Source organism: Pseudomonas sp. GW821-FHT05D12 (assembly GCF_059419825.1).
Window position 1 is genome coordinate 226380 of the sequence record NZ_JBWKSN010000010.1, and the last position, 26210, is coordinate 252589.

A 26210-nucleotide genomic window follows, 5' to 3' on the forward strand; every position below is an offset into this window, starting at 1 on the left:
ATGAGCGCCACTGATTGGATCGGCCGAAGCGAAACCGCCCACGATCACCTGAGCCCCAACCTGCTCAGGCGAATCGCCGCCACCTTCGGCGAACCCGTGCCAGAGCAGGGTGCTGACCTGCCACCGCTGTGGCAATGGTGCTTTTTCCAAGACCCGCTGCCGGAGACTGCCCTGGGCACCGACGGCCATCCGGCCCGGGGCGGTTTCCTGCCGCCGGCCGACAATCGCAATCGCATGTGGGCCGGCGGGCGTATCGAGTTCCTGCACGCCTTGCGTGCCGGTGAGGCGGCGACGCGCGTGTCGACCATCACCCAGGTCGAAGAAAAGACCGGCCGCACCGGTTCGCTGCTGTTCGTTACCGTGCGCCACGACTACTCCCAGGACGGCCGCCTGGCCATCCGCGAAGAACAGGACATCGTCTACCGCGAACCGACGCCACCCAAGGCCGGCAGCGGCGATGCCCTGGCCCGGGGCGAGTGGAAAGAGGCGGTCGATCCGACGCCGACTCTGCTGTTTCGCTACAGCGCCGTGACCTTCAACGGCCATCGCATTCACTACGACTACCCCTACGTCACCAGCACCGAAGGCTATGCCGGGCTGGTGGTGCATGGTCCGCTGATCGCCACCTTGAGCTTGCGAGCCTTTTGCCGTGCGCATCCGGACGCGACCTTGCGCCATTTTGCCTATCGCGGCGTACGCCCGTTGATTGCGCCGCAGCCGTTTGAAGTCGGCGGGCGCGTGACCGCAGAGGGTGTCGCCGCGCTATGGGCGGGCAATGCGGACGGCCTCGCGCAGACCGCCGAAGTACGTTTCGAATAATCCAAGAACAACAGGCGGAGAGCCGTGACATGCACCCCAATGACAACGAAGAACTGAATGCCATCCGCGACGGTGTGCGCGCCTTGTGCGCCGAATTCGACGCGGCTTACTGGCGCAAGATCGATGAAGAGAAGGGCTTCCCCGAAGCGTTCGTCAAGGCGCTGACCGACGCCGGCTGGCTGTCGGCAATGATCCCTGAAGAATACGGGGGCTCCGGCCTGGGCCTCGCGGAAGCCTCGGTGATCCTCGAGGAGGTCAACCGCTGCGGCGGCAATTCCGGCACCGTGCACGGCCAGATGTACAACATGTTCACCTTGCTGCGACACGGCAGCGAGGCGCAAAAACGCTTCTACCTGCCCAAGCTCGCCAGCGGCGAATTGCGCCTGCAGTCGATGGGCGTGACCGAGCCCACCACCGGCACCGACACCACCAAGATCAAGACCACTGCGATCAAGCGCGGCGACAAATACGTGATCAATGGCCAGAAGGTCTGGATCTCGCGGGTGCAGCATTCCGACCTGATGATCCTCTTGGCGCGCACCACGCCCCTGGCCGAGGTGAAGAAAAAGTCCGAGGGCATGTCGATCTTCCTGGTCGATCTGCGCGAGGCCATCGGCAACGGCCTGACCGTGCAGCCCATCGCCAACATGGTCAACCACGAGACCAACGAGCTGTTCTTCGACAACCTGGAACTGCCCCTCGATAGCCTGATTGGCGAGGAGGGCAAAGGCTTCAAATACATCCTCGACGGCCTCAACGCCGAGCGCACGCTGATTGCCGCCGAATGCATCGGCGACGGCCGCTGGTTCATCGAAAAGGCCAGTGCGTATGCCCGCGACCGCGTGGTGTTTGGCCGGCCCATCGGGCAGAACCAGGGCGTGCAATTCCCGATTGCCGAAGCGCATATCGAAATCGAAGCGGCCGACCTGATGCGCTGGCGCGCCTGCGAGGAATACGACAGCGGCCAGAACGCCGGGGCCAGCGCCAATATGGCCAAGTACCTGGCGGCCAAGGCGTCCTGGGAGGCGGCCAACGCCTGCCTGCAAACCCATGGCGGCTTCGGTTTTGCCTGCGAGTACGACGTCGAGCGCAAATTCCGCGAAACCCGCCTGTACCAGGTGGCGCCGATCTCGACCAACCTGATCCTGTCCTACGTGGCCGAGCACTTGCTCGAACTGCCACGCAGCTTCTGAGGCCCTGACCATGAGCCATACCCAAGCCCTGTGTCGGTTCCTTGCCGAGTTGCACTACGAACACTTGCCCGAGCCCGTGTTGGCGCGCACCGAAGACCTGTTCCTGGATTGGCTGGCGTCGGCGCTGGCCAGCCAGGGCGCACACCCGATTCCGTTGTTCGAGCGCTATGCGCAAAAGATGGGACCGAGCAGCGGCCCGGCGCAGGTGATCGTCAACGGGGGCAGCAGCAGTGCGTATTTCGCCGCGCTGGTCAACGGCGCCGCGTCGCATCTGGTGGAGCAGGACGACCTGCATAACAGCTCGGTGCTGCACCCGGCAACGGTGGTGTTTCCCGCCGCCTTGGCCGCGGCGCAGGACCTTGGCAAATCCGGCCGCGAGTTGCTGCTGGCCGCGGTGGCCGGTTATGAGGCCGGGATCCGCATCGGCGAATTCATGGGTCGTTCCCACTATCGCATCTTCCACACCACGGCCACTGTCGGCACGCTGGCGGCGGCCGTGGCGGTGGGCAAGTTGTTGGCGTTCAACCAAGAACAATTCATCAACCTGCTCGGCAGCGCCGGCACCCAGGCCGCCGGGCTGTGGGAGTTTTTGCGCGACGCCGCCGACTCCAAGCAACTGCACACGGCCAAGGCTGCAGCAGACGGATTGCTCGCCGCTTACCTGACGGCGGATGGGCTGACCGGCGCGCGCAATATCCTGGAAGGCGACCAAGGCCTGGCGGCGGGCATGTCCACGGACGCCGAGCCGGGCAAATTGTCGGCTGGCCTGGGCAGCCGCTGGGCGCTGCTGGAAACCTCGTTCAAGTTCCACGCCTCGTGCAGGCATACCCATCCTGCCGCCGATGCGCTGTTGGATTTGATGCAGCGCGAAGGCCTCAGCGCCACCGACATCAGCCACGTGCAAACGCGTGTGCACCAGGGCGCCACCGATGTACTGGGGCGAGTGAACGTGCCGACCAGCGTGCACCAGGCCAAGTTCTCCATGGGCACCGTGCTGGGATTGATCGCCGTGCATGGCAAGGCCGGGCTCACCGAATTCCACGAACGGGCGTTGACTGATCCTGGCGTGGCGGCGTTTCGCGACAAGGTCAGCATGACCCTCGACCCCGAAGTCGACCGCGCCTATCCGCAGCGCTGGCTGGGCCGCGTCACCGTCACCACGTTGGACGGCCGCACGCTGCACGGCGCCATCGACGAGCCCAAGGGCGACCCGGGCAACACCTTGAGTCGCGCGGAACTGGCCGACAAATTCCAGCGCCTCACCCAGTTCAGCGCCGCGCGCACACCGGACCAGGCCGACGCATTGATCGCCAAGGTCTGGGATTTGCGCAACGCCGCGTCCATGGCCGATTGGCTTTGAGGAAGGAATTGTCATGAGCAACCAACGACCGCTGGACGGCATCACCGTTGTCAGCCTGGAACATGCGATTGCCGCGCCATTCTGTACCCGCCAGCTGGCGGACCTCGGCGCCCGCGTGATCAAGATCGAACGCCCCGGGGCCGGCGATTTTGCCCGTGGCTACGACGAACGCGTGCGTGGGCTGGCCTCGCATTTCGTGTGGACCAACCGCTCCAAGGAAAGCCTGACCCTGGACCTCAAGCAGGACGAGGCCGGCGATATCCTCGAAGCCCTGTTGGCGGATGCCGACGTGCTGGTGCAGAACCTTGCACCCGGTGCGGCGGCGCGCATGGGCTTGTCGTTCGAGGCGCTGCACGAGCGTTTTCCTCGGCTGATCGTCTGCGATATTTCCGGCTATGGCGAAGGCGGGCCCTACGAGAAGAAGAAAGCCTACGACCTGCTGATCCAGAGCGAAGGCGGCTTTTTGTCAGTCACCGGTGGCCCTGGCGAAGACCAGATGGCCAAGGCTGGTTGCTCCATCGCCGATATCTCCGCCGGCATGTACGCCTACAGCGGCATCCTCTCGGCGCTGCTGCTGCGTGGCAAGACCGGCAAGGGCAGCCGCATTGACGTGAGCATGCTCGAAAGCCTGGTGGAGTGGATGGGCTACCCGATGTATTACGCGTTCGACGGCGCACCGCAGCCACCCCGTGCCGGCGCGGCGCATTCGACGATCTACCCGTATGGGCCGTTTCCCACCGGCGACGGCGGCACGGTGATGCTCGGCCTGCAGAACGAGCGCGAATGGGCAGCGTTCTGCGACAAGGTGCTGCTCACCCCGCAATTGGCCACGGACGAGCGCTTCAGCGCCAACTTCAAGCGATCGGCCAACCGTGAGGTACTGCGCCAGATCATCGTCGACAGCTTTGCGCAGCTGGATGCCGAGGCGCTGATCCAGCGCCTGGAAGACGCGCAGATCGCCAGCGCGCGCGTCAACGACATGCAAGGCGTGTGGGACCACCCGCAACTCAAGGCGCGTGATCGCTGGCGTGAAGTCGACAGCCCGGCCGGTCCGCTGCCGTCGTTGCTGCCACCGGGGCGCAATGCGGCGTTTACCCCGCGCATGGATGCCGTTCCTGCGTTGGGCCAGCACAGCCAAGCCATTCTCGACCAGCTCGGCTTCACCGCCGAAGCCATTGAAACCCTGAAAACACGCGGCGTCATCTGACCCCGCACCCTTTGTAGGCGCCGGCGTGCCGGCGATGGCGTCCTTGAGTCTTGGTTTGACCTCTGGGCCGCTATCGCTGGCCAGCCAGCGCCTACCGGGGGGCGATAACAAGGAAATTGTGTGATGCCAAACCCTCTTGTGCGCTCGGCGCTGTTTGTTCCCGGTAGCCGACCGGAGCGCTTTTCCAAAGCGCTGGCCAGTGGTGCCGACGCAGTGATCGTGGATTTTGAAGATGCGGTGGAAGAACCCCTCAAGCGCCAGGCGCGGGATAACCTCGCGGCGTTTTTGACCGCCAATCCCAGTGCCCAGGTCTGGGTGCGCATCAACGCGCCGGAGCATGCCGAGCACTTCGAAGATGTGGCGTTTTGCAAAGCCCATGCAAATGTGGCCGGCGTGTTGTTGCCGAAGGTGGAAAGTGCCGCCCAGGTCGCCGTGGTGGCCGCCACCGGCAAAGTGATCTGGCCGATTATCGAGAGTGCGCGCGGTTTGTTGGCCGTGGCTGAAATCGCCCGTGCGCCGCAGGTGCAACGCCTGTCGTTCGGTGGCCTGGACCTGGCGCTGGACTTGAACCTCAGCAGCCAAACGCCGGCCGCGCAGTTCGCCCTCGACCAGGCGCGCCTGGCGTTGATCGTGCATTCGCGCGCGGCAGGTTTGGTGGCGCCGCTGGACGGCGTGCACCCGGCCATCGATGACCCCGAGGGCCTGCGCCGTTCGATCCGGCATGCGTATGAAATGGGCTTTGCCGGCGCGCTGTGCATTCATCCCCGGCAGGTGGCGGTGATCCACGAGGCGCTGGCGCCGAACGCGGCAGACCTGGCCTGGGCCAAGCGCGTGGTAGACGGCGGCGCCGATGGGGCAGGGGCCTATCAAGTCGATGGGCAGATGGTCGATGCGCCGGTGCTGTTGCGTGCGCAGCGACTGCTGGCTGCGCATAAATAAACCACACAACCCCAACTGTAGGCGCCGGCCAGCCAGCGCCCGGATTGGATCTTCTTTGTGTGCCGGAGCCGCGTTCGTCCACGCCGAACGCAGGTATCTAAAATTCGAAATTCACTACACGCATGACATCAGGCACCTTGCCCTACAACACAACAATAAGAAGGTGATTTCCCATGCTCAAGCTTTCCCGGGCGCTGCTGTGCGCCGCCACCTTGTTCGCTGCGGGCCTGGCCCAGGCGGCGGATCCGATTGTCATCAAGTTCGCCCACGTGGTCGCCGAAAACACCCCCAAGGGCCAGGGCGCGTTGCTGTTCAAGAAACTCGCCGAAGAACGCCTGCCGGGCAAGGTCAAGGTCGAGGTGTACCCCAACTCGTCGCTGTTCGGCGATGGCAAGGAGATGGAGGCGCTGCTGCTGGGCGACGTGCAGATGCTGGCGCCGTCGCTGGCCAAGTTCGAGCAATACACCAAGCAAGTGCAGATCTATGACCTGCCGTTCCTGTTCAACGACCTCGCTGCCGTCGACCGTTTCCAGGCTGCCCAGGGCAAGGCCCTGCTGACCTCGATGCAGGACAAGAACATCCTCGGCCTGGCCTATTGGCACAACGGCCTCAAGCAACTCTCGTCCAACAAGGCCCTGCATGAACCCAAGGACGCCCGTGGCCTGAAGTTCCGCGTACAGGCTTCCAGCGTGCTTGAAGAGCAGTTCAAGGCGATCCGCGCCAACCCGCGCAAGATGAGCTTCGCCGAGGTGTACCAGGGCTTGCAGACCGGCACCGTGAATGGCACCGAGAACACCTGGTCGAACTATGAGAGCCAGAAAGTCAACGAGGTGCAGAAGTACTTCACCGAGTCCAATCATGGCTTGATCGACTACATGGTGATCACCAACGCCACCTTCTGGAACGGCCTGCCGCCAGATATCCGCAGCACGCTGGAGCAGATCATGGTCGAGGTCACCGTCGAGGTGAACAAACAGGCCGAGGCGCTGAACCAGTCGGCCAAGCAGAAGATCGTCGACGCCAAGACCAGCGAAATCATCGAGCTGACCCCCGAGCAACGCCAGCTGTGGCGCGAAGCCATGCGTCCGGTGTGGCAGAAGTTCGAGGGTGAGATCGGGGCCGACCTGATCAAGGCAGCCGACGCTTCCAACCAGTAATCGATTGCTGAAACAAACCCGACTCCTGAGGGAGCGGGCTTGCCCGCGATGGCATCACCTCGGTGTTCCTCAAAGACCGAGTCGCCCGCATCGCAGGCAAGCCAGCTCCCACATTGATCCGGTTTCGTCAGTGACTTGTCGTGAATACCCCCGTCCAGTTTCGCGAGGTTTTGCCATGCAAACGCTAAGGCGCGTCTGGGAGCACCTGGAGGAAGGCTTTATTGCCTTCCTGCTGGCCGCCATGACCCTGGTGACGTTCGTCTACGTCATGCTCAACAACATCTACACGCTGTTCTTCTCCCTGGCCGACAAGTGGGCCTTGAGCAGCAATTTCTTCAATACCCTGGGCGACCACACCATGACCTGGGCCCAGGACATGACCTGGAGCGTGGCGCTGACCAAGGCGATGTTCGGCTGGTTGATCTTCTTTGGCATTTCCTACGGCGTGCGCACCGCCGGCCATCTGGGCGTGGACGCCTTGGTCAAGCTGACCAAGCGCCCGGTGCAACGCGTGCTCGGGATGCTCGCGTGCCTGTGCTGCCTGGCCTACGCCGGGCTGTTCATGGTCGCCAGCTACAAGTGGGTCAGCGCGGTGATGACGGCCCATATCGGCGCCGAGGACCTTGACCAGTACGGCGTCGACGTCGGCGACATCGTGATCATCGTGCCGATCGGCTTTGCTCTGGTGTTTATCCGCTACCTGGAAATTTTCTACCGCATCTTTACCCACCGTCAGGTCGGGTTGGGCCTGGCCGACGAGGCCGGTGAGGCCAGCAAGTTGGCTGGCAGCCATGAGGAGCGTCACTGATGGCCGTGCTCTGTCTATTCCTGCTGTTGTTCGTGTTCATGTTCCTCGGCGTGCCCATCGCGATTTCCCTGGGCCTGTCCGGCGCGGTGTCGATCCTGATGTTCAGCCAGGACTCGGTGAGTTCGCTGGCGATCAAACTGTTCGAAACCTCGGACGCCTACACCTTCCTGGCAATTCCGTTCTTCCTGCTGTCCGGTGCATTCATGACCACGGGCGGTGTGGCGCAGCGCCTGATCGACTTCGCCAACGCCTGTGTCGGGCATATTCGTGGCGGCCTGGCGATTGCGGCGGTGCTGGCGTGCATGCTGTTCGCGGCGCTGTCCGGCTCGTCACCGGCGACGGTGGCAGCGGTGGGCTCGATTGCCGTGGCGGGAATGGTGCGCTCCGGTTACCCGAAGGAATTCGGCGCGGGGATCATCTGCAACGCCGGCACCCTGGGCATCCTGATTCCGCCGTCGATCGTGATGGTGGTGTACTCGGCGGCGACGGAAACCTCGGTGGGCAAGCTGTTCATGGCCGGGGTGATTCCCGGCCTGCTGCTGGGGCTGATGCTGATGGTCGCGATCTACATTGTCGCGCGCATCAAGAAGCTGCCGGCGCAACCGCGCGCGACCTTTCGTGAGTGGCTGACCTGTGCACGCCGTGCATTCTGGGGCCTGTTGCTGCTGGTGATTATCCTCGGCGGCATCTACAGCGGCATGTTCACCCCGACCGAAGCGGCGGCGGTGGCGGCGGTGTACTCGGCGTTTGTCGCGCTGTTCATCTACAAGGACATGACGTTTCGCGACTGCCCCAAGGTGCTGCTGGAGTCCGGGCGCCTGGCGATCATGCTGATGTTTATCATCGCCAACGCCATGCTCTTTGCGCATGTGCTGACCACCGAGCAGATCCCGCAGGAAATCACCGCGTGGGTGATCTCCGAAGGGCTGACGCCGATCGGCTTTCTGATCATGGTCAATATTGTGTTGCTGGTGGCGGGGAGCTTCATGGAGCCGTCGGCGATTGTGCTGATCCTGGCGCCGATCTTTTTCCCGATTGCGATGAAGCTGGGCATTGACCCGATTCACCTGGGGATCGTGATGGTGGTCAACATGGAAATCGGTCTGGTCCACCCACCGGTCGGGTTGAACCTGTTCGTGACCTCGGCGGTGACCGGCCTGAGCCTCGGGCAGACGATTCGCGCGGCGTTGCCGTGGCTGATGATCCTGCTGGTGTTCCTGATCATGGTCACGTACCTGCCGTTCATCTCACTGGCGTTGCCGCACTGGCTGGGCATGTAACCGGCGAAAACACTGCAATACCCTGTGGGAGCCGGGCAAGTCGCACCGCCGCTCCCACAGTTCAGTTTTGTGTCGGATCTCAGTTATCCATCGCGCTCAAAAGCGCATGCGCGACTTTCACGCGCTCACCATTCGGGTAGTTCTTGTTCGCCAGGATCACCACCCCCAGCCCCTTGCTCGGTACGTAGGCCACATAGGCGCCAAAGCCATTGGTGGAACCGGTCTTGTTCACCCACGTATCGGCGTGCGGCGCTCGTGGCGGGGTCAGCCAGTTGACCGGGTGCGGCTGCATGGCCATTTTTGTGGAGTTACCGTCGAGCAATACCTGAAGCGGGACCGGGTAGGGGTACATTTCCCAGCCGAGCCCCTGGGTCATGCCGTCCACGGTGTAATAGCCGGTGTGAGTGGCGCCTATCGCCTGCTGCAAGGTTTTACTCAGGCGCGTCGGGTGCATGTTCACTTCAACGTAGTGCAGCAGGTCAGCGGCACTGGTCTTGATCCCGTAGGCTTCGCTGTCCAGGGCGCCGGGGCTGACGCGTACCGGTTTGTCGTCCTTGCCATAGCCTTGGGCGTAGAGGCTCATTTGGCTTTTCGGCACGTTGATGAAGGTGTGCTTGAGCCCGAGTTGGGGCAGCAGGGTTTTTTCCATCAATTGATCGAACGGCTGCTTCAGGCTTTGCGCCGCGAGGTAGCCGAACAGGCCCAGGCTCGGGTTGGAGTACAAGCGCTGGGTGCCAGGTGCGAAGTCGGGTTTCCAGTGCTGGAAGTAGCTGAGCATGTGCTGGTTGTTATCCGCCTCGGCGGGGAATTGCAGGGGCAGGCCGCCGGCCGTGTAGGTGCCGAGGTTGAGCACGCTGACGTGATCGAACGTGCCGCCGGCGAGTGCGGGCAAATAGTGGCTGGCTTTGTCGGAGAGCGTGAGTGTGCCGCTGGCCACCGCATAACCGGCGAGGGTCGCGGCGAAAGTCTTGCTCACCGAACCGACTTCAAACAGGGTGTCTTCACTGACGGCTTGCTGCGTGTCTTTGCTGGCGACGCCGTAGTTAAAGTATTGCGCCTTGCCGTCCTTGATCACGCCGACGACCAGGCCGGAAATAGACTGCTGCTGCATCAGGGGTTTGATGCTGGCGTCGGCAACGGCCTGCAGGTCGGCGGCGGCCAGGCAGTGGCTGGCACTTAAAAAGGCCGCGATGGCGGTGAAATTAAGCACGCCAGACCGTAAATGTTTGGGCATGATAACGCTTCCATGAGAATGATCGATTGATGAGAGCCTGCGCGGGCGAGGCAAATGTATGCAGTTCGCCAACCCTGGGCAAACGATGATATCTCGCAGCAGCCATTAGAAATTATGGGGTCACTATGCTTCGCTCCCATCTGCCGCTGAATGCCTTGCGCGCCTTCGAAGCGGCCGCCCGGCACCTGAGCTTTACCCGCGCCGCCATCGAACTGTGCGTGACCCAGGCGGCGGTCAGCCATCAGGTCAAGAGCCTCGAGGCGCAGCTCAATGTCACCTTGTTCAAGCGCCTGCCACGCGGGCTGATGCTCACCCGCGAAGGCGAGACCCTGCTGCCGGTGGTGCGTGAATCGTTCGACCGCATTGCACATACCTTAGGCCAGTTCGAGGGCGGGCATTACCGCGAGGTCCTCACGGTCGGCGCGGTCGGCACCTTTGCCGTCGGCTGGCTGCTGCCACGCCTGCCGGACTTCCAGAGCCGCTACCCGTTTATCGACCTGCGCCTGTCGACCCACAACAACCGCGTCGACGTGGCTGCCGAAGGCCTGGATTACGCAATCCGCTTCGGCGCAGGTGCCTGGCACGGCACCGATGCATACCAACTGCTCGAAGCTCCCTTGACCGTGTTGTGCGTCCCGCAGATTGCCGAGCAACTGCACGCGCCGGCCGACCTGTTGAAGCACACGCTGCTGCGCTCCTACCGCGCCGATGAGTGGAACCTGTGGTTCCAGGCCGCCGGGCTGCCCGCCGACACCCTGGTACCGCGCAGCATTGTGTTCGACTCGTCGCTGGCGATGATGGAAGCGGCGCTGCAAGGCATCGGCGTGGCACTGGCACCGGCGATGATGTTCTCGCGGCAACTGGAGAGTGACGCGATTCGCCAGCCGTTCGCGGTGGGCATCACCACGGGCAGTTATTGGTTGACGCGCTTGCAGTCGCGGGCTGAAACACCGGCGATGGCGGCGTTCAAGGCATGGTTGTGCGAAGTGCCTGATCACTGAAGTTGGGTCGACCTGTGGTGAGGGGGCTTGTCCCCCGTTGGAGTGCGAAGCGCTCCCGCTTTTTTTGGGGCCGCTTCGCAGCCCAACGGGGGACAAGCCCCCTCACCACAGGACAAGCCCTTCTACCCAGGACAGTCCCCTCACCACAGGACAACCCTTCTGCCCAGAACCAGCCCCCTTGCCACAGGACAACCCCTCTGCCCAGGACAACCCCCCCCCTTGGCACAGGACAACCTCTGCAGAGGACAAACTCCCCCCACAGTATTTGTGCTGTCCTTGGTGTCACGCCTCATGCGATTCTCACCCTCGGCCCAAAGGCTTATCACAAGGAGCCTCGATGCAAACTTCCGGCGTGGACATCCGTCAACTCAAGGCCTTTGTGGTGGTGGCCGAGGAGCTCAGTTTTGTGCGCGCCGCGACTCGCCTGCATGTCTCGCAACCGGCGCTGTCCCAGACGATCCGCCAGTTCGAGGCGCTGCTGGACGTGCAGCTGTTCCAGCGCAACACCCGCAACGTCGCACTGACCGCGGCGGGCTTGGCGTTGCTGGTGGAAGCTCGAGACATCGTCAACGGTGTCAGTCGCCTGGTGCGCACCGCCCAGGAACACGCACGCGGGGTACGCGGTTCCTTGAATATCGGTTTCTTGATCGGTGCGGGTGTGGACCTGATGCCACAGATCCTCAGCGTGTTCGCCAGGCGTTATCCCGAGATTGAACTGGTGGTGCGTGAATACGATTTCGCTTCGCCCCACGCCGGCATTGACGACGGCATGGACGTCGCGGTGTTGCGCCCGCCGCTGGGCCTGGCGGAGATCGAGTTGCACACGCTGGTCACCGAGCCGTGCGTGGCCTGTCTGGCCTCCGGGCATCGCTTGGCCGGGGAGAGTCGTGTGAGCATTCATGACCTGCTCGACGAGCCGATCATTGCCGCGCCGGGCAGCGGTGTATGGCGCAGCTACTGGACCGCCGATGCCTATCGCAATGGCCAGCCGGCGCGCATCGTGCACGAAGCCTCGACGGTGGAAACCGAATTGCAGGCAGTCGCCGCCGAGCGCGGCATCAGCATCACCGCGCTGTCCACGGCACGCTTCTACGCGCGGCCGGGGCTGGCGTTTCCGGTGATCGCTGATATGCCGATGTGCGCCGTCGCGGTGGCCTTGCCGCCACATCCCAGCGTGGCCGCACGCAACTTTGCCGAATTGGCGCTGGAAGTCGCCCGCAGCCGGGGCTAGTCAGGACAGGTCGTGCAGCGACTTGCCGTTGGGCGCGCCCACCTGCCATTCGGAAAACCGCACCTGCAGCCCTGCGCGTTCCGGTGTGCAGCAGTAGGGGCCCACCTGGTAGGACGCGGCGACCGGGAAGGGCGCCAGGCGCACCAGCGGCCAGTGCACGCCGTCCACCGACACTTGCACCCGCAGCACGCCATTGGCCACCGTGGCGCGAATCCAGAATGCCTGCGGGTCACCGGGGAAGACACCAGTGGCCCAGTCCGAGACCTCGTCGGTCAACACGCTGCTGAGCAGCGTCACGCCATCCGACAACTCGGCGCCGATCTTCACCCAATGCGCTTCATCCACCCGCACCATCAAGCCGGCCTGGTCGTAAAGCTCGGCGAAGGCGCCTTCGACTTTCACCTGGGCGGTGAATGCGCCAGCGGTTTGCACGTGCAGGAAGTGGCCGTTGTCGCGGACAAATCCATAGTGGGTTGCACGCCAGAAGTCAGTGTGGGCATCGGTGACGACGGTCAGGTGGTCAGCCTGCCGCGTCCATTGTTGCGGCGGGTTGAGCCAGGTGGCCTGTGCAAACATCGGTCAATCTCCTTGAGGGTGACAACACAAAACCCCGCGTACGGGGTTTTATGCAGGGCCTGGTGCGGGTTAGTGATCCAGCAATTTGCTGCTCGGCCCGGCACTGCCATTGTTGAGGCGCGTGCGCAGCGAGAACAGCCACCACAGCACACCAACGCCCAGTGTAACGCCGGTGGTGAGGGCGCCGGTGTGGCTTTCTTCGGGCACGCTGAGGGTGAGGATTACCGCGATGGCCCAGGCGCCGCCCAGCAGGATCATCGGCAACAGCCAGCGGCCGAGGCTGAAGACGCCCTCGGGCGCGCCGGGCATGCGCCCGCTGCGGTAGGCCAGGAACGCCGCGATCAGCGTCAGCAGGTAGGTGCAGTAGTAAGTCAGCCCGACCATCGAGTAGATCGCGGTGACAAACCCGCCGCTCGCCAGGTTGAGCAGCACGGCGATGGCGGTGATCAGCACGATGGCGGCCACCGGCGTGCCGAAGTGCGGGTTGATCTTCGCCAGCACCTTGGAGCCCGGCAGCATGTTGTCGCGCGACAGGGCGAAGGTCATGCGCGTGGCCACCGCCATATTGGCGATCAGGCACGCGAGGATCGACGCGAACGCGATCACGATCATGCCCACCCCCGCTGCGTTGCCCAGTTGCAGGCGCACGATGTTGATCACCGGGTTTTCGCTGTGGCTGAGCAGGTCACTGACCGAGCCGGGGATGGCGATGCTCAGCAGCGCGAACACCACGAAGCCCAGCACGCTGGACACCAGCACCGCACGGATCATCGCCCGGGGCGCCGCGCGGCGTGGGTCCTTGGTCTCTTCGGAAAGGTCCGCCGCGCCTTCCCAGCCCAGCAGCACCGATACCGGCAGCAGGGTCGCGAGGGCGAGGGTGGTGAAGCTGATCTCGCCACCGCTGACCGGTTGCGCCGAGGTCAGGATCGCCACGCCCTGGGTGTGCTCGAAGAAGAACAGCACTCCCAGGAACAAGGCAATGGCCAGCAGCACCGTGCCGATGATTTCGATGATTGCGCCGATGTCATTGATCCGCGTGGCGAGGCGAATCCCGCAGATGTTCAACAGGCCCACCACCAGCGTGGCGCCGATGCTCAGGCCCTGGATCTGGCCTTGGGTGGGATTGGCCCAGATCTCCGGCGCGAACACCGTGCCGATCGCCGCCGAGGTGGCGGCGGTGCCGGCGACAAACGAGGTGAACGCCACCCAGCCGGTGAACCAGCCGAAGTGATTGCCGGCCAGGCGGCTCGACCATTGATAGGCGTAGCCGGTCAGCGGAATGCGCCCGGCCAGGTGGCAGTAGACCATGACGATGCAGCACACCAACGGAATCACCAGCAGCCACAGGAGGATACCGATACCGCCGACCCGGTTGAACGGGTCGGCAAACAGCGTGACCACGCCGGTGTTGATCGAGACCATGGAAAAGGCCAGCGCAAACGAGGTGAAGGCACTCATGGTGCGGTGCATTTTTTGCTCGTAGCCGAGGCTCGCCAGGTCGGCATCGTCGCCGGACAGGGGTGCCTGCGCATTCGGTGGGGCGGTCACCGGGGTGTCGACAATCGTGCTCATGACCGTTGCTCCTCGATGATGCCGATGACGTCGTCCAGCACATCCAGGGCCTTGGCCAGCAGCGGGCGCTCGATGTCCAGCGGCGGCTTGACCTTGATCAGGTTGCCCAGGCCGGCGTAGCGGCTCTCGCCGAACAATACGCCGCGTTCCACCCCAAGGCGATACACCTCCTGGGATTCACGGCACGCCGGCTCCTTGGTGGTGCGATCCTTGACCAGCTCGATGGACGCCATCAGGCCCGGGCAGCGCACATCGCCGATCAGCGGATGGCGGCTCTGCATCTCCTTGAGCCGCGCGGTGATGTAGTCGCCGGAGTCGCGCGCCTTCTCGCACAGGTTGTCGGCGACGATGGCCTCCACGGCCGCGTAGCCGGCGGCCAGCGAGACCGGGAAGTGGCCGAAGGTCAGCGCTTCTTCGCCTTCGTCGAACCACTTGAGCTTGTCATCGGCGAGGATCCCGGCCAGCGGGAAGCCACCGCCCACGCCCTTGCCGAACACAATGATGTCGGGCAGTACGTCGTAATAGTCCGCGGCCCACATGGTGCCCATGCGCCCGAATCCGGTTTGCACTTCATCGAAAATCAACAGCACGCCGAGGCGATCACAGATCTCGCGCACGCCCTTGTAGTACGAACGCGGGAACTCGATATGCCCGCCATTGCCCTGGATCGGCTCCATCATCACCGCCGCCACGCCGCCGTCGACGCCCTTGAGGATGGTGTCTTCGAGCAGGCCGAGGCACAGCTGGGATTCGGTTTCCGGGTCCAGGCCCAGGCGGGTGCGGTAGGGGTTGGGGTGCGGCACGCGGGTGAAGCGTGGCTGGATCGCCAGGAACGGGTTGTTCGGGTGCGGCCAGCTGGCGCCGAGCGTGGCCAGGGAACGGCCGTGGTAACCGTCCTGCAGCACCAGCAGGTTCTGCGCGCCGGGGCGGTTCTTGAACGCCAGCTTCATCGCCATTTCACCGGCGAGGCTGCCATGCAGGGCGAAACCCATCTGGTTGAGGGAGGCCGGCGAGACTTCGCGCAGCTTGGCCACCAGCCGGGTGTGGGCCGGCGAGCCGAAGTTGGGGCGGATATGGGTCATGTCGCGCAGTTGCGCGATCGCCGCCTCCACGACGCGAGGGTCATTGGCCCCCAGGTTGTTCGACCACGCCTGGGCGGTGCAGTCGATGTATTCCTTGCCTTGGTCGTCCCATACCAGCGAGCCACGGGCCTTGACCAGGTTGATCTTGGCGGACGCCTGGGGTGCGGTGTTCATCACGTCATTCATCTGCGTTATCTCTTTTATTAGGGCGGCAGTGTTTGTGGATGTGTGCAGTTAGGGTTGTGACTCGCTGCATCGAGTGAGACCGATGCTAGCGCGCAGGGGACGGCGATTAGAAAGACCGATTGGCGTGGGATTGTTTGGTGTGGCTTATGAATGGTGGCGGCGTTATGCCATTTATTTTTGAAACATAATGAAACATTCTCCCGGGGACGAGGCTCTACCGCTACACCTGCACTGAGTTCTTCCATGAAAATACCGCGTCCCTCCGCCCGCATGCCGCACCTTACCCAACTGCGCAACCTGAAGATGGCGCGCTCGGCACACGCCTATGTGCGCGGCAGCACCGTGCAGTTCTACGAGTGGCTGCACAGCCAGATGGGCAGGCGCCTGCCGCAGGGGCCGGCCATCTGGATCTGCGGCGATTGCCACGCCGGCAACCTGGGCCCGACCGGCGATACCAAGGGCCGCATCGACATGCATATCCGCGACCTGGACCAGGCGGTGATCGGCAACCCGGCCCATGACCTGGTGCGCCTGGCCCTGTCCCTGGCCACCGCCGCACGAGGCTCGGACCTGCCCGGTGTGACCACCGCACGCATGCTCGAAGAAATGATGATTGGCTACGAACAGGCGTTCAAGGACAAGCCCGACGAGGCGCCGCCGCGTCCGTCCCAGGTCAAGGCCGGGATGCGCAGCGCAGTGGAGCGCACCTGGAAGAATCTTGCGCGTGAGCGCATTGAAAATGCGCGGCCGACGATTCCACTCGGCAAGCATTTCTGGTCGTTGTCGCGCGCCGAAAAAACCGCGCTGGAAAGCGTCTGCGCCTCCGATGAAATCCACCAGTTGGTCACCTCGCTCAAAGGGCGGCCCAAGGATGCCAAGGTTGAATTGCTGGACTCGGCCTATTGGGTCAAGGGCTGCAGTTCGCTCGGCCTGCTGCGTTACGCGGCGTTGCTGGGGGTGGGAGACAAGGACGACCAGGAATATTGCCTGATCGATATCAAGGAAGCCGTCGGCGCCGCAGCACCGCGTGCGGCACGTGCCAAGATGCCGCGGGATAACGGGCGTCGGGTGGTGGAGGGCGCGCGCCAGCTGTCACCGAGCCTGGGCGAACGCATGGTGGCGACGCGGTTTCTCGACCATGGGTTTTTTATCCGGGAACTGCTGCCCCAGGACATGAAGCTGGAGCTGGATGAGTTGAGCGAGACGGATGCGATGCATGCCGCCGGCTACCTGGCGCGGGTCGTCGGCATCGCGCATGCCCGGCAGATGGACCGTGACGCGCGCAAGGACTGGATGGCAGTGTTGCAGGAGAATCGCTCCAAGCAGCTGGATGCACCGTCCTGGTTATGGACCAGTGTGGTGCAACTGGTGGGGAGTCATGAGCAGGGCTATCTCAACCATTGCCGGCGCTACGCACTGGAACATTGATCTGCTGCAGGAGTCGGTGTGCCGGCGATCGCGGTCTGCCTGACACACCGTGATCGCCGGCCATGGCGTGGTCAGGCCAGGTATTTTTTGAACCAGACCAGTGTGCGTTCCCAGGCCAGATTCGCCGCCGCCTCGTCATAGCGCGGCGTCGAATCATTGTGGAAACCGTGGTTGGCGCCCTTGTAGATATAGGCTTCGTACGTAGTACCGGCCGCCTTCAACGCCTGCTCATACGCCGGCCAACCCTCGTTGATCCGCGTGTCCAACTCGCCGTAGTGCAGCATGATCGGTGCCTTGATGCGCGGCACGTCCTTGGCCTCCGGCTGGCGCCCATAGAACGACACCGCCGCGCCCAGTTCCGGGTAGGCGACTGCGGCCGCATTGGTCACGCCGCCGCCGTAGCAGAAGCCGGTGATGCCGACTTTGCCGGTGCTGCTGTCGTGGTGCATCAGCCATTCGATGGCGGCGAAGAAGTCGTTCATCAGCTTGGTCGGGTCGACTTTCTGCTGCAATTCCACGCCTTTTTCATCGTTGCCGGGGTAGCCGCCGACCGAGGTCAGGCCATCCGGCGCGAGCGCGATAAACCCGGCTTTGGCCAAGCGCCGCGCGACGTCTTCGATATAGGGATTGAGGCCACGGTTTTCGTGCACGACCACCACCGCCGGCAACTTGCCGGCGGCTTTTGCCGGACGCACCAGGTAGCCGCGCACGTTGCCATTGCCCTTGGGCGAGGGGTAGGTAATGTAGTCGGCGACGATGTCCGGGTCGGTGAACTTCACTTGCTCGGCCAACGCATAGTTGGGGCTCAGGGCGGCGAGCAGGGCGGAGGCGGTGAGGCCGCCGAAGGTGAACAGCGCGGCGCGGTCGAGGAATTCACGGCGGTTGATCTTGCCGTGGGCGTAGCCGTCGTAGAGTTCCAGCAGTTCGGGGGCAAAGTCTTTCGCGGTGAGACGAGTCATCGGTGCAATCCTCGATTAGCGGTGACAGACACTGTAGACCAGCCTCAGTCTGCGCGGCCATGGGCGGCGGCGGCCAATTGACCGGTGTCGACCCGCACGAACAGCGAGTCGCCGATGGCCGTGAGCACGTCGCCGGCGTAGACCTCGCAGACCACGCGGGTCTTACGTCCCACCTCGCCCTCGACGCGGGCGCGCAAGGTCAGCGTCACGCCCATCGGCGTGGGCTTGATGAATTTGATCCCCAGGTTGCCGGTGACGCAGTCGATGCGCGGCAGGCTGCCGGGCTCGCGGTGTTCGGCGCGGTAGTGATAGGCCATGGCGGTCCAGTTGGAATGGCAGTCCACCAGCATCGCGATCAGGCCGCCGTAGACCAGGTCGGGCCAGCCGCTGTACTGGGCGTCGGGCAGGTGCTCGGCGACCACGTGGACGCCGTCGGCATCCCAGCGGCTCTTGATGTGCAAGCCGTGTGGGTTGCTGCTGCCGCAGCCGTAACAGATGCCTTGCGGCGCGGTGATGTCCTGTAGCGAAGGGGAGTGCATGCAACGTCCTTATTATTCTCGGGCGACTACTCTATTTAGCAGGGCGCGCGCCGGATGGGAATAAATCCGTGGCATGAGGTGTTAGCTCAGTACTGTGTCCTGTCCTCTTGCGGAGCGTTGCATGAAGCCTTTCATTTACCTGGCTGTCCTCCTCGGTGTTTGCGCCAGCGCCCAGGCGGTGGAGTACACCGACGTCAACCGCACCGCCAGCCAGATCAGCTTTACCTACCAGCAATTGGGGCAGAGCGTGTATGGCACCTTCGGCGATTTCGAGGGCACGCTGAGCTTTGACACGCAAAAGCCCGAGGCCGGGCATGCGTTGCTGAAGATCCAGTTGGCGAGCATCGACGCCGGCAGCCCCGACGCCAACGCCGAGCTGCAACGCGCATCCTGGTTCGACACTGCGACTTACCCGGTGGGTGTGTATGAGTCCACCGCCGTCACGCCCCTGGGAGGTAACCGCTTCAAGATCAGTGGCAACCTGACAATCAAGGGCACCACGCGCCAGGTGGAGGTCGACGTGGTGCTCAAGGAGCAAGGCGGCATTGGCGTGTTCGACGGCAAATTCATCCTCAAGCGCAGCGATTTCAAGATCGGCGAGGGTGAGTGGGCCGGCAACAGCGTGGTCTCCGACGGCATCGACATCAAGTTCAAGATGGTCGCGCCACAGCGCTAGCGGGCGAAGCGCTTGGCGCCTGCGACGCAACCGATCACCGCCAGCGTCACCAGCACCATGCCCAGGCTCACCTGTTCATGCAGCAGTCCCGCCGCCAGCGCCAGGCCGAAGAACGGCTGCAGCAGTTGCAACTGGCCGACGGCGGCGATGCCACCCTGGGCCAGCCCGCGGTACCAGAACACGAAGCCGATCAACATGCTGAACAGCGCCACATAACCCAGGCTCAACCAGGCCGGCAGGCTGATCCCGCTCAAGGTCGACGGCGCCAGCAGCAGGCTCAGCGGCGCCACCACCGGCAGCGCCACCACCAGCGCCCAGCAGATCACCTGCCAGCCGCCGAGGCTGCGCGACAACGTGGCGCCTTCGGCATACCCCAGGCCGCACACCAGCACCGCCAGCAGCATCAGCAGGTCACCCGCCGGGGCGGCGCTCAAGCCCTGGGCCACGGCATAGCCCATCACCAGCACACTGCCGAGGACCGAAAACAGCCAGAACACCGGGCGTGGCCGCTCGCCGCCGCGCAGCACGCCGAACACCGCCGTGGCCAAAGGCAGCAGGCCGATAAACACGATGGAGTGCGCCGAGGTCACGTATTGCAGTGCCAGGGCCGTGAGCAAAGGGAAGCCGATCACCACGCCCAGCGAGACGACCGCCAGGGGCGCCCATTGGTGGCGCGCAGGGCGTTTCTCCTTGAACAGCCGGAGCAACAGCAGGCCCAGCACGGCGGCAATGGTGGCGCGCAGCAGGGTCAGGAACACCGGGTCGAATTCCATCACCGCCAGGCGCGTGGCCGGCAGCGAGCCGCTGAAAATCACCACGCCGATAAAGCCGTTGATCCAGCCTTGGGTACGGGTGTCCAGGTTGCTGAAGGGGGTTGTGCGTTCCATGAGGGGTATCCAAGAAAACAGCGGTTGCGTTCGCGTCATCCTAGAGGCGAGTATTAGGACAATCAAAAAATTGTCATGGATACATCACCTATGCCGCGCGCGCGTTATAAATTCCTGGTCGATACCTTTGCCGACGACATCCGCAGCGGCAGGCTGGCCCCCGGCACGCGCCTGCCGACTCACCGGCAACTCGCCGCCGACCATGGCCTGGCGCTGGTCACGGCCAGTCGCGTGTACACCGAGTTGGAAGCGATGGGGCTGGTCAGCGGCGAGACCGGGCGCGGCACCTTCGTGCGCGAAATTGCGTTGCCGCCGGGGCAGGGCAGTGGGCAGATGAACGTCGCCGCCGGCCTGCTCGACCTCAATTTCAACTACCCCTCACTGCCGGGCCAGGCCGATTTGCTGCGCACCGCCTTGCGGCAGCTGGCGCTGTCCGGCGACCTTGAGGCGCTGCTGCGTTACCAGCCGCACGCCGGCCGCCTGCACGAACGCGCTGCCGTCGCGCGGCACCTGCTCAACCGTGGGCTGACGGTCGAGGCCGAGCAGGTGCTGGTGGTCAGTGGCGCCCAGCACGGCTTGGCGGTGACCCTGATGGCATTGCTCAAGCCGGGGGATGTGATCGCCGTCGACGCGCTGACGTATTCGGGCTTCAAGGTGCTGGCCGAGACCCTGCACCTGGAAATACTCGCCGTGCCGGTCACCCGCGCCGGGCCCGACCTGCAGGCGCTGCAAACGTTGTGTCGCCAGCGCCCGGTGCGGGCCGTGTACTGCATGCCGACCCTGCATAACCCGCTGGGCTGGGTGATGGAAATGTCGCAGCGCGAGCAGTTGGTGAGCATTGCCCGTCAGCACAATCTGATGCTCATCGAGGATGCGGCCTACGCGTTTCTGGTCGAAAACCCGCCACCCCCGCTGGCGACATTGGCACCCGAGCGCACGGTGTATGTCGGTGGGCTGTCCAAGAGCATCGCCACCGGCTTGCGGGTGGGTTTTATTGCCGCGCCGCCGGCGTGGGTCAAGGTGCTGGAGCGCACCATCATGGCCACCACCTGGAACGTGCCCGGCGTGATGAGTGCCATCGCCGTGGCGTGGATCGAGGACGGCACGGTGGCGCAACTCGAAGCTCAGAAACGCCAGGACGCCCGCGCCCGGCAAGCCCTGGCCGCGCAGGTGCTAAAGGGGCTGGCGACCATCAGCCATCCCTCGTCGTACTTTCTATGGTTGCCCCTGGCGGAAGAGGTTCGCGCCGACCAGGTCGCCATGACCCTGCAGCGCGAGGGGGTCAGCGTGTCGACGGCCGAGCCGTTTGCCGTCTCCGCCCATGTGCCGCATGCGTTGCGCCTGGCCTTGGGGTCGGTGGACATGCCTGCACTGCGTGAAGCCTTGCTGACCGTGCGCCGGGTTGTCGGGCCGTACTAGAGTGTCTGGCGTCGCAGGCTCAGCAGCGCGGCGCCGAAGCCGATAAACGTCGTCCCCACCACGCGGTTGACCCACTTGGAAAACACCGGGCGCGCCAGCCAGCCCTTGGCCTGCGAAGCGAGCAGGGCATACAGGCTCAACGACAACGCCGAGAGCAGGATGAAAATCAGGGTCAACACCAGGAACTGCGGCACCAGCGGGGCGTGCTGGTCGAGGAACTGTGGAAACAGTGCGGTGAAAAACAGCACTGCCTTGGGGTTGGTCACTGCGGTCAGGAACGCCAGCTTGTAAAGCTTCCAGCGACTTGGTGGATTGACGCGGGCGGGGCCCTGCGAGCCGGGCGCAAGTGTGCCGGATTTTTTCAGCAGGTTGCTGGCGCCCAGGTAGAACAGGTAGCCGGCGCCGAGCACCTTCACGGCATTGAAGACCCACTCGGAGCTGATGATCAACGCACCCAATCCCAGCATCGCTGCCGCCGACATGCAGAACAACCCACTGGCATTGCCTGCGGTTGACCACAACGTGGAGCGCGCGCCATAGGCCAGGCTGTTGTTCAGGGCCATCAGGATGGCCGGGCCTGGGCTGGCAATGGCGATAGCGGCAACGAGGGTAAAGGCCAGGATCGAGTGAGTGTCCATATTCAGGCTCGGTGAGTTTCGGAGTGCTGATGCTAACCCGATCCTCACCTTCGCGCAGAGGGTTCCTCAGTCACGGGCGATCAATATTTGTAAGCCTGGCGCCCGATCAGCAGCCACTTGCCTTTTTGTTTCTGCCAGACCTGGAAGTTGTCGATATCGGTCGGTACTTCGACGCCGCTGTTCACCGCCAGCGCGTGGAAGTGGTTGCGCACCAGCGCGGTGTCGCCGTTGAGGGTGATGGTCTGGTTTTGCATTTCCAGGGTCTTGAACGCGCTGGTGTGGGTTTCCAGGTCGGCGATGAATTGATCCTTGTTCTGCACCTTGCCGCTGGAGTGGCCGTAGGTGAGTTTATCGGCGGTCAGCGCGTGCAGTTGCTTGAGGTCCAGGTGCAGCATGGCCTGGGTCAGTTGGTCGACCGCTTGGGCCACATCCTTTTCGGCGGCGGCCGGCGCGGCGGCGACATAACCGCTGAACAGGCACAGAAAACCGATCAGCACTTTGACGTTTTGCATGGGTGTTTCCTTATTGTTGTTGGGGGCTGGCACGACCGGTTAAGTCGTCGTACAACCATGCAATATTTCCTGCGCTGAAGGAAAGTGAAATTTTGAAATATCTTGAAAAGATTAGCCTTGAAGACGTTTTAAAAACCTGGGCGACTTATACGACGTCTCAACACAAGGCCAGTCCTTGACGCCTCTTCCTGTGCAGGTAGCACATCGCTATGCTACGCCCGGACACTGTAATTGCCCGGAGACGACAACATGGATTTTGATTGGCACAGCGATCCCATCACGCGTGCCACACCCGTCACCCGCCACTATAAAAACACCCAGAACGTTCGCCGTTTCATGCTTGAACACTGTGGTCCGGGGTTCAAGTTCGACCGGCCTTTTATCGCCTGGATTCGCAACGACGTGCCCAAGACCCTGGGCGATGTCGTGGATGAATGGCGACGTCGCCACGAGGAAGCACGCGCATGACCCCCGATGAGAAATACCAGGCAGCCCAGCAACGCCTCGGCTATCAGTTGGACGAATTCAAGGTGGGCGGCAACTACACGCCGCTGGTCCGTGACGGAAATCACTTGTACATCAGTGGCCAGATTCCACGTGTAGGCGACACCATCGTGCTGCCGGGCAAGGTTGGCGACAGCATCACCCTGGCCCAGGCGCAAATCGCCGCCGGCATCAGCGCCTTGCGTTGCCTGGGGCTGCTCAAGCAAGCCTTGGGTTCGCTGGACCGGGTCAAGGCCATCCCTCGCATTACCGTGTATGTGCGCAGCGCCGAGGACTTTGATCAGCAGAGTGAAGTCGCCAATGGCGCCTCCGACTTGCTGCACGAGATTCTGGGCAGCGCCGGGGTGCATACGCGCACGTCGGTCGGTGTGATGCAGTTGCCGAAGTCGGCAGCGGTGGAGATCGACATGATCGCCGTTGCCCACGACTGAACCGATGATCACCCAGGGCATCGCGGTTCTGGTCAATTACGGTGCCTACCTGGCGCCGGGACTGTTGCTGTTTGGCCTGTGGTTCGCGCTGACGCCCAGGTCGCTTGCGGCGATGCGCATCCTGATCCTGCTGGCGGCATTTGTGCTGATGCGCGATGCCATGACGCCCTTGGGCCTGTGGGCATTGAGCGATGCGGTAAGCATCGCCTTCACCGACAATGCGTTGGTGCTGGCCGCCTTGGGTGGGTTGTCGCTGGTGCTGATCGGGGGGCTGGCCTATGTCGCCCCCGAGCTATGGCGGTGGGTGGTATGGGTCAAGGGGCCGCGTGCAATCGGGCTTGTGGTCGGGCTGGGTGTCGGCGGCCTGATCGGGGTACCGTTGCGGCTCTATCAAGGGATTGAGGTGCAGGCGATCCCCGGCTATTGGGCGTGGCTGCCGGGCATGCTGGTGCTGGCGTATGGCGCCAATGCGCTTGAGGAAGTGTTGTTTCGCGGGTTCTTGCAGGGCTACCTGGAACAACAGGTCACGCCGTTGCGCGCGGCCTTGCTCAGCGGCGTGGCGTTTGCCGCCTGCCATGCCTTTCTGGCCTTGAGCGTCACCCAGTTGGGCTGGCCGGTGTTGCTGTTTACCCTGATCGAGGGGCTGGCCTGTGCGCTCGTGCGTATGCGTTACGGCGTGCTTGCCGCGACGTTGACCCACGGCACGGCGATCCTGCTGATTGCCGTGCCGATGGTGTAGCACCGCCTGTAGGAGCTGGCTTGCCAGCTCCTACAGGACCGGTATTGCTGGCGAGTCAGTGGGGTACGGGCCGGCATCGCAAGCGAGCCAGCGTTTTCCGTTCCCACCGGCTTACGCGCTGGGCAATGGCGGGGTGCGCGGTGGAATCTGGCGTTTGCTGCCCGTCGCCTCATAGGCCGCTGCAAAGCGCAGCAACGCCGAGTCATCGTACGCGCGCCCGGCGAACGTCAGCCCGACCGGCATGCCGATATCCGCCATCACGCCCATCGGCACGGTGACGGTGGGCACGCCGAGGTGGCGAATCGCAAGGTTGCCGTTGGCCACCCACACGCCGTTGCTCCAGGCGATGTCGGCGCTGGCTTCGTTGACGTCGGCATCCGCCGGGCCGACATCGGCCACGGTGGGGAACAGCACCGCGTCGAGCCCCAGCGTGTCCATCCAGTCTTCCAGGTCGATCCGGCGGGTCTGCTCAAGACCGCGCAGGCCATCGGGGACGGTGCTGATTTCGTTCCAGGGGGTGATGCCACGCTCGGCCATGCGCACGTATTCGTCCATGCCGGCGGCCAGGTCATCTTCACGGTTGGGCAGGGTGCCGGGGTCGTGCGGGAAGATCTGCGGGCCGTCGACATCCGCCAGGCGGTTCAGCGCCGGGTCGTTGTTGGCGCGCAGGAAATCATCGAAGGCCCACGCGGAAAGCTCCCACAGTTCATCGTGCAGGAATTCCTTGGACACCAGGCCACGGGTAAACACGGTCGGCGCGCCGGGGCGGTCGCCTTCGCAGTTGGACACCAGCGGGAAATCCACCTCGATGACTTCCGCGCCAGCAGCTTCGAGGGCCTGGCGCGCGGCCTGCCACAGGTCGATCACGCTGGCGCGGGTGTTGATCTTCTGCCCGGTCGGTCCGCCGATGCCGGGTTTTTCGCTGGTGCCGGCGTCCGGGTCGGCGTTGATGTACATGCGCGGCACGCCGAAGCGTTTACCCACGAGGGATTCGGTCGTCACCGCCAGTTGCGCGTAAGACGCCGGGCGCACCGAAGTGGCGCTCGGAATCGGCACCCAGGGCTGCAGGCGCCACAGGTCGCCGCGCGTGTCCGGATCGTCGGCCACCACCACGTCAAGCACTTCCAGCAGGTCGGCCATGGTGCGCGCGTAGGGCACGACCACGTCCATGGTGGGCGTCAGCGGCCAGTTGCCGCGCACCGAAATCACCCCCCGCGACGGTGTGTAGGCGCACAGGCCATTGTTGGACGCCGGGCCACGTCCGCTCGACCAGGTTTCTTCCGCCAGGCCGAAGGCCGCGAAGCTCGCGGCGGTCGCGGTGCCGGCACCGTTGGACGAGCCGGAGGCGAATGGCGCGGTCAGGTAGTCGGCGTTGTATGGGCTTTCTGCGCGGCCATACACACCGCGTTGCATGCCGCCATTGGCCATCGGCGGCATATTGGTCTTGCCCAGGCAAATGGCGCCACCGGCGCGCAGGCGCTCGATGGTAAAGGCGTCACGCTGGGCGACCAGCTTGGCAAAGGCCGGGCTGCCCGACGCAGCCGTCAGCCCCTTGACCAGGTAACTGTCCTTGGCGGTGTAGGGAATGCCGTCCAATGGCCCCAAGGTTTCGCCCTTGGCCCGGCGCGCATCGGACGCCTCGGCTTCCTTCAGGGCCTGAGGGTTGCGCACCACCACGGCGTTGAGTGCGGTAGCAGTCTGCGCACCGTCATAGGCATCGATCCGCGCCAGGTACGCCTGGACCAGTTCAACGGCCGTGGTCTGGCCGGTTTCAAGCGCCGCGCGCAATTGGGCAATGGAGACTTCGGTAACTTGCATCAGATTTTTTTCGCC

At 63.8% G+C, this 26210-nt stretch carries 26 protein-coding genes; 16 read left to right on the forward strand and 10 right to left on the reverse strand.

The features are described from left to right. The 8 genes from AC07SI_RS20055 to dctM all read left to right on the forward strand — a co-directional run bounded on the left by AC07SI_RS20055 (position 1) and on the right by dctM (position 8763). Complete coding sequence (locus tag AC07SI_RS20055; protein ID WP_495006367.1) at positions 1–819, forward strand: HTD2 family dehydratase; 819 nt, start codon at positions 1–3, stop codon at positions 817–819. A gap of 29 nt (positions 820–848) precedes the next feature. Beyond that, a complete protein-coding gene (locus AC07SI_RS20060; RefSeq protein ID WP_106803645.1) occupies positions 849–2012 on the forward strand; it encodes an acyl-CoA dehydrogenase family protein in 1164 nt (387 codons plus the stop codon). A gap of 10 nt (positions 2013–2022) precedes the next feature. Continuing rightward, complete coding sequence (locus AC07SI_RS20065; RefSeq protein ID WP_495006368.1) at positions 2023–3372, forward strand: MmgE/PrpD family protein; 1350 nt, start codon at positions 2023–2025, stop codon at positions 3370–3372. Between the two features lie 13 nt (positions 3373–3385). Then, a complete protein-coding gene (locus AC07SI_RS20070) occupies positions 3386–4579 on the forward strand; it encodes a CaiB/BaiF CoA transferase family protein (protein WP_495006369.1) in 1194 nt (397 codons plus the stop codon). 123 nt (positions 4580–4702) lie between these two features. Further along, entirely contained in the window at positions 4703–5518 is an 816-nt protein-coding gene (locus AC07SI_RS20075; RefSeq protein WP_495006370.1) for an HpcH/HpaI aldolase/citrate lyase family protein, read from the forward strand. A gap of 173 nt (positions 5519–5691) precedes the next feature. Further along, on the forward strand, positions 5692–6675 hold the full coding sequence (locus tag AC07SI_RS20080; RefSeq protein ID WP_065907969.1) for a TRAP transporter substrate-binding protein: 984 nt from the start codon (positions 5692–5694) through the stop codon (positions 6673–6675). A 175-nt stretch (positions 6676–6850) separates the two neighbouring features. Continuing rightward, positions 6851–7483 (forward strand): TRAP transporter small permease, encoded by a 633-nt coding sequence (locus AC07SI_RS20085; RefSeq protein ID WP_495006371.1) that lies wholly within the window; start codon positions 6851–6853, stop codon positions 7481–7483. Next, positions 7483–8763 carry a C4-dicarboxylate TRAP transporter large permease protein DctM gene (gene dctM, locus AC07SI_RS20090; protein ID WP_065907971.1) on the forward strand — a complete coding sequence of 427 codons (1281 nt, stop codon included), beginning with the start codon at positions 7483–7485 and terminating at the stop codon, positions 8761–8763. The genes AC07SI_RS20085 and dctM overlap by 1 nt, the downstream gene beginning before the upstream one ends. Before the next feature lie 79 nt (positions 8764–8842). On the opposite strand, the gene ampC is transcribed toward dctM, so the two are convergent. Then, a complete protein-coding gene (ampC, locus tag AC07SI_RS20095) occupies positions 8843–9997 on the reverse strand; it encodes a class C beta-lactamase (protein ID WP_495006372.1) in 1155 nt (384 codons plus the stop codon). 125 nt (positions 9998–10122) lie between these two features. On the opposite strand from ampC, the gene AC07SI_RS20100 reads away from it, so the two are divergent. Both AC07SI_RS20100 and AC07SI_RS20105 read left to right on the forward strand, forming a co-directional pair. Further along, complete coding sequence (locus AC07SI_RS20100) at positions 10123–10998, forward strand: LysR family transcriptional regulator (protein WP_495006373.1); 876 nt, start codon at positions 10123–10125, stop codon at positions 10996–10998. 337 nt (positions 10999–11335) lie between these two features. Further along, a complete protein-coding gene (locus tag AC07SI_RS20105) occupies positions 11336–12229 on the forward strand; it encodes a LysR family transcriptional regulator (RefSeq protein WP_201144866.1) in 894 nt (297 codons plus the stop codon). Here the strand turns inward: AC07SI_RS20105 and AC07SI_RS20110 are convergent, their stop codons facing one another. From AC07SI_RS20110 to AC07SI_RS20120, 3 genes are all read right to left on the reverse strand, one after another. After that, positions 12230–12805, reverse strand: a complete 576-nt coding sequence (locus AC07SI_RS20110) for a DUF1349 domain-containing protein (RefSeq protein ID WP_201144864.1) — start codon at positions 12803–12805, stop codon at positions 12230–12232. Between the two features lie 69 nt (positions 12806–12874). After that, positions 12875–14377: an APC family permease gene (locus AC07SI_RS20115; protein WP_065907977.1), complete on the reverse strand. Its 1503-nt coding sequence runs from the start codon at positions 14375–14377 to the stop codon at positions 12875–12877. Next, a complete protein-coding gene (locus tag AC07SI_RS20120; protein ID WP_282397979.1) occupies positions 14374–15645 on the reverse strand; it encodes an aspartate aminotransferase family protein in 1272 nt (423 codons plus the stop codon). Before AC07SI_RS20120 ends, AC07SI_RS20115 begins: the two co-directional genes overlap by 4 nt. A gap of 243 nt (positions 15646–15888) precedes the next feature. Between AC07SI_RS20120 and AC07SI_RS20125 the strand changes: the two genes are divergently transcribed. Further along, positions 15889–17073 carry a DUF2252 domain-containing protein gene (locus tag AC07SI_RS20125; RefSeq protein ID WP_495006374.1) on the forward strand — a complete coding sequence of 395 codons (1185 nt, stop codon included), beginning with the start codon at positions 15889–15891 and terminating at the stop codon, positions 17071–17073. A gap of 71 nt (positions 17074–17144) precedes the next feature. On the opposite strand, the gene yghX is transcribed toward AC07SI_RS20125, so the two are convergent. Further along, entirely contained in the window at positions 17145–18032 is an 888-nt protein-coding gene (gene yghX / locus AC07SI_RS20130) for a YghX family hydrolase (RefSeq protein WP_495006375.1), read from the reverse strand. A gap of 44 nt (positions 18033–18076) precedes the next feature. Then, the gene (locus AC07SI_RS20135; RefSeq protein ID WP_065907984.1) at positions 18077–18571 is read right to left on the reverse strand and encodes a PaaI family thioesterase; all 495 of its coding nucleotides are present in this window, start codon (positions 18569–18571) and stop codon (positions 18077–18079) included. Positions 18572–18692: 121 nt separating this feature from the next. Here AC07SI_RS20135 and AC07SI_RS20140 point away from each other — a divergent pair, with 121 nt between their 5' ends. Beyond that, a complete protein-coding gene (locus AC07SI_RS20140; protein WP_495006376.1) occupies positions 18693–19247 on the forward strand; it encodes a YceI family protein in 555 nt (184 codons plus the stop codon). Here the strand turns inward: AC07SI_RS20140 and AC07SI_RS20145 are convergent. After that, the gene (locus tag AC07SI_RS20145; protein WP_065907988.1) at positions 19244–20134 is read right to left on the reverse strand and encodes a DMT family transporter; all 891 of its coding nucleotides are present in this window, start codon (positions 20132–20134) and stop codon (positions 19244–19246) included. The two genes, AC07SI_RS20140 and AC07SI_RS20145, sit on opposite strands and share 4 nt — an antisense overlap. Positions 20135–20224: 90 nt before the next feature. Here AC07SI_RS20145 and AC07SI_RS20150 point away from each other — a divergent pair, with 90 nt between their 5' ends. Next, entirely contained in the window at positions 20225–21553 is a 1329-nt protein-coding gene (locus AC07SI_RS20150; RefSeq protein ID WP_495006397.1) for an aminotransferase-like domain-containing protein, read from the forward strand. On the opposite strand, the gene AC07SI_RS20155 is transcribed toward AC07SI_RS20150, so the two are convergent. Continuing rightward, positions 21550–22191 (reverse strand): LysE family translocator, encoded by a 642-nt coding sequence (locus tag AC07SI_RS20155; RefSeq protein WP_495006377.1) that lies wholly within the window; start codon positions 22189–22191, stop codon positions 21550–21552. The two genes, AC07SI_RS20150 and AC07SI_RS20155, sit on opposite strands and share 4 nt — an antisense overlap. Positions 22192–22271: 80 nt before the next feature. Then, entirely contained in the window at positions 22272–22703 is a 432-nt protein-coding gene (locus AC07SI_RS20160; protein ID WP_065907991.1) for a nuclear transport factor 2 family protein, read from the reverse strand. Positions 22704–22952: 249 nt separating this feature from the next. On the opposite strand from AC07SI_RS20160, the gene AC07SI_RS20165 reads away from it, so the two are divergent. From AC07SI_RS20165 to AC07SI_RS20175, 3 genes are read left to right on the forward strand one after another with little or no spacing between them, the layout of a single operon-like run. Beyond that, the gene (locus AC07SI_RS20165; protein WP_495006378.1) at positions 22953–23171 is read left to right on the forward strand and encodes a DUF6434 domain-containing protein; all 219 of its coding nucleotides are present in this window, start codon (positions 22953–22955) and stop codon (positions 23169–23171) included. Beyond that, positions 23168–23638 carry a RidA family protein gene (locus tag AC07SI_RS20170; protein WP_065907995.1) on the forward strand — a complete coding sequence of 157 codons (471 nt, stop codon included), beginning with the start codon at positions 23168–23170 and terminating at the stop codon, positions 23636–23638. The genes AC07SI_RS20165 and AC07SI_RS20170 overlap by 4 nt, the downstream gene beginning before the upstream one ends. Positions 23639–23642: 4 nt before the next feature. Further along, positions 23643–24377, forward strand: a complete 735-nt coding sequence (locus AC07SI_RS20175; RefSeq protein WP_065907996.1) for a CPBP family intramembrane glutamic endopeptidase — start codon at positions 23643–23645, stop codon at positions 24375–24377. A gap of 111 nt (positions 24378–24488) precedes the next feature. On the opposite strand, the gene AC07SI_RS20180 is transcribed toward AC07SI_RS20175, so the two are convergent. Next, a complete protein-coding gene (locus tag AC07SI_RS20180) occupies positions 24489–26198 on the reverse strand; it encodes an amidase (protein WP_495006398.1) in 1710 nt (569 codons plus the stop codon). Positions 26199–26210 lie beyond the last annotated feature (12 nt).

What these genes read in the sequence shown, in the direction of transcription:
- AC07SI_RS20055 (WP_495006367.1), top strand. Translation starts at nt 1, where the DNA reads ATGAGCGCCACTGATTGGATCGGCCGAAGCGAAACCGCCCACGATCAC.
- AC07SI_RS20060 (WP_106803645.1), top strand. Translation starts at nt 849, where the DNA reads ATGCACCCCAATGACAACGAAGAACTGAATGCCATCCGCGACGGTGTG.
- AC07SI_RS20065 (WP_495006368.1), top strand. Translation starts at nt 2,023, where the DNA reads ATGAGCCATACCCAAGCCCTGTGTCGGTTCCTTGCCGAGTTGCACTAC.
- AC07SI_RS20070 (WP_495006369.1), top strand. Translation starts at nt 3,386, where the DNA reads ATGAGCAACCAACGACCGCTGGACGGCATCACCGTTGTCAGCCTGGAA.
- AC07SI_RS20075 (WP_495006370.1), top strand. Translation starts at nt 4,703, where the DNA reads ATGCCAAACCCTCTTGTGCGCTCGGCGCTGTTTGTTCCCGGTAGCCGA.
- AC07SI_RS20080 (WP_065907969.1), top strand. Translation starts at nt 5,692, where the DNA reads ATGCTCAAGCTTTCCCGGGCGCTGCTGTGCGCCGCCACCTTGTTCGCT.
- AC07SI_RS20085 (WP_495006371.1), top strand. Translation starts at nt 6,851, where the DNA reads ATGCAAACGCTAAGGCGCGTCTGGGAGCACCTGGAGGAAGGCTTTATT.
- dctM (WP_065907971.1), top strand. Translation starts at nt 7,483, where the DNA reads ATGGCCGTGCTCTGTCTATTCCTGCTGTTGTTCGTGTTCATGTTCCTC.
- ampC (WP_495006372.1), bottom strand. Translation starts at nt 9,997, where the DNA reads ATGCCCAAACATTTACGGTCTGGCGTGCTTAATTTCACCGCCATCGCG.
- AC07SI_RS20100 (WP_495006373.1), top strand. Translation starts at nt 10,123, where the DNA reads ATGCTTCGCTCCCATCTGCCGCTGAATGCCTTGCGCGCCTTCGAAGCG.
- AC07SI_RS20105 (WP_201144866.1), top strand. Translation starts at nt 11,336, where the DNA reads ATGCAAACTTCCGGCGTGGACATCCGTCAACTCAAGGCCTTTGTGGTG.
- AC07SI_RS20110 (WP_201144864.1), bottom strand. Translation starts at nt 12,805, where the DNA reads ATGTTTGCACAGGCCACCTGGCTCAACCCGCCGCAACAATGGACGCGG.
- AC07SI_RS20115 (WP_065907977.1), bottom strand. Translation starts at nt 14,377, where the DNA reads ATGAGCACGATTGTCGACACCCCGGTGACCGCCCCACCGAATGCGCAG.
- AC07SI_RS20120 (WP_282397979.1), bottom strand. Translation starts at nt 15,645, where the DNA reads ATGAATGACGTGATGAACACCGCACCCCAGGCGTCCGCCAAGATCAAC.
- AC07SI_RS20125 (WP_495006374.1), top strand. Translation starts at nt 15,889, where the DNA reads ATGAAAATACCGCGTCCCTCCGCCCGCATGCCGCACCTTACCCAACTG.
- yghX (WP_495006375.1), bottom strand. Translation starts at nt 18,032, where the DNA reads ATGACTCGTCTCACCGCGAAAGACTTTGCCCCCGAACTGCTGGAACTC.
- AC07SI_RS20135 (WP_065907984.1), bottom strand. Translation starts at nt 18,571, where the DNA reads ATGCACTCCCCTTCGCTACAGGACATCACCGCGCCGCAAGGCATCTGT.
- AC07SI_RS20140 (WP_495006376.1), top strand. Translation starts at nt 18,693, where the DNA reads ATGAAGCCTTTCATTTACCTGGCTGTCCTCCTCGGTGTTTGCGCCAGC.
- AC07SI_RS20145 (WP_065907988.1), bottom strand. Translation starts at nt 20,134, where the DNA reads ATGGAACGCACAACCCCCTTCAGCAACCTGGACACCCGTACCCAAGGC.
- AC07SI_RS20150 (WP_495006397.1), top strand. Translation starts at nt 20,225, where the DNA reads ATGCCGCGCGCGCGTTATAAATTCCTGGTCGATACCTTTGCCGACGAC.
- AC07SI_RS20155 (WP_495006377.1), bottom strand. Translation starts at nt 22,191, where the DNA reads ATGGACACTCACTCGATCCTGGCCTTTACCCTCGTTGCCGCTATCGCC.
- AC07SI_RS20160 (WP_065907991.1), bottom strand. Translation starts at nt 22,703, where the DNA reads ATGCAAAACGTCAAAGTGCTGATCGGTTTTCTGTGCCTGTTCAGCGGT.
- AC07SI_RS20165 (WP_495006378.1), top strand. Translation starts at nt 22,953, where the DNA reads ATGGATTTTGATTGGCACAGCGATCCCATCACGCGTGCCACACCCGTC.
- AC07SI_RS20170 (WP_065907995.1), top strand. Translation starts at nt 23,168, where the DNA reads ATGACCCCCGATGAGAAATACCAGGCAGCCCAGCAACGCCTCGGCTAT.
- AC07SI_RS20175 (WP_065907996.1), top strand. Translation starts at nt 23,643, where the DNA reads ATGATCACCCAGGGCATCGCGGTTCTGGTCAATTACGGTGCCTACCTG.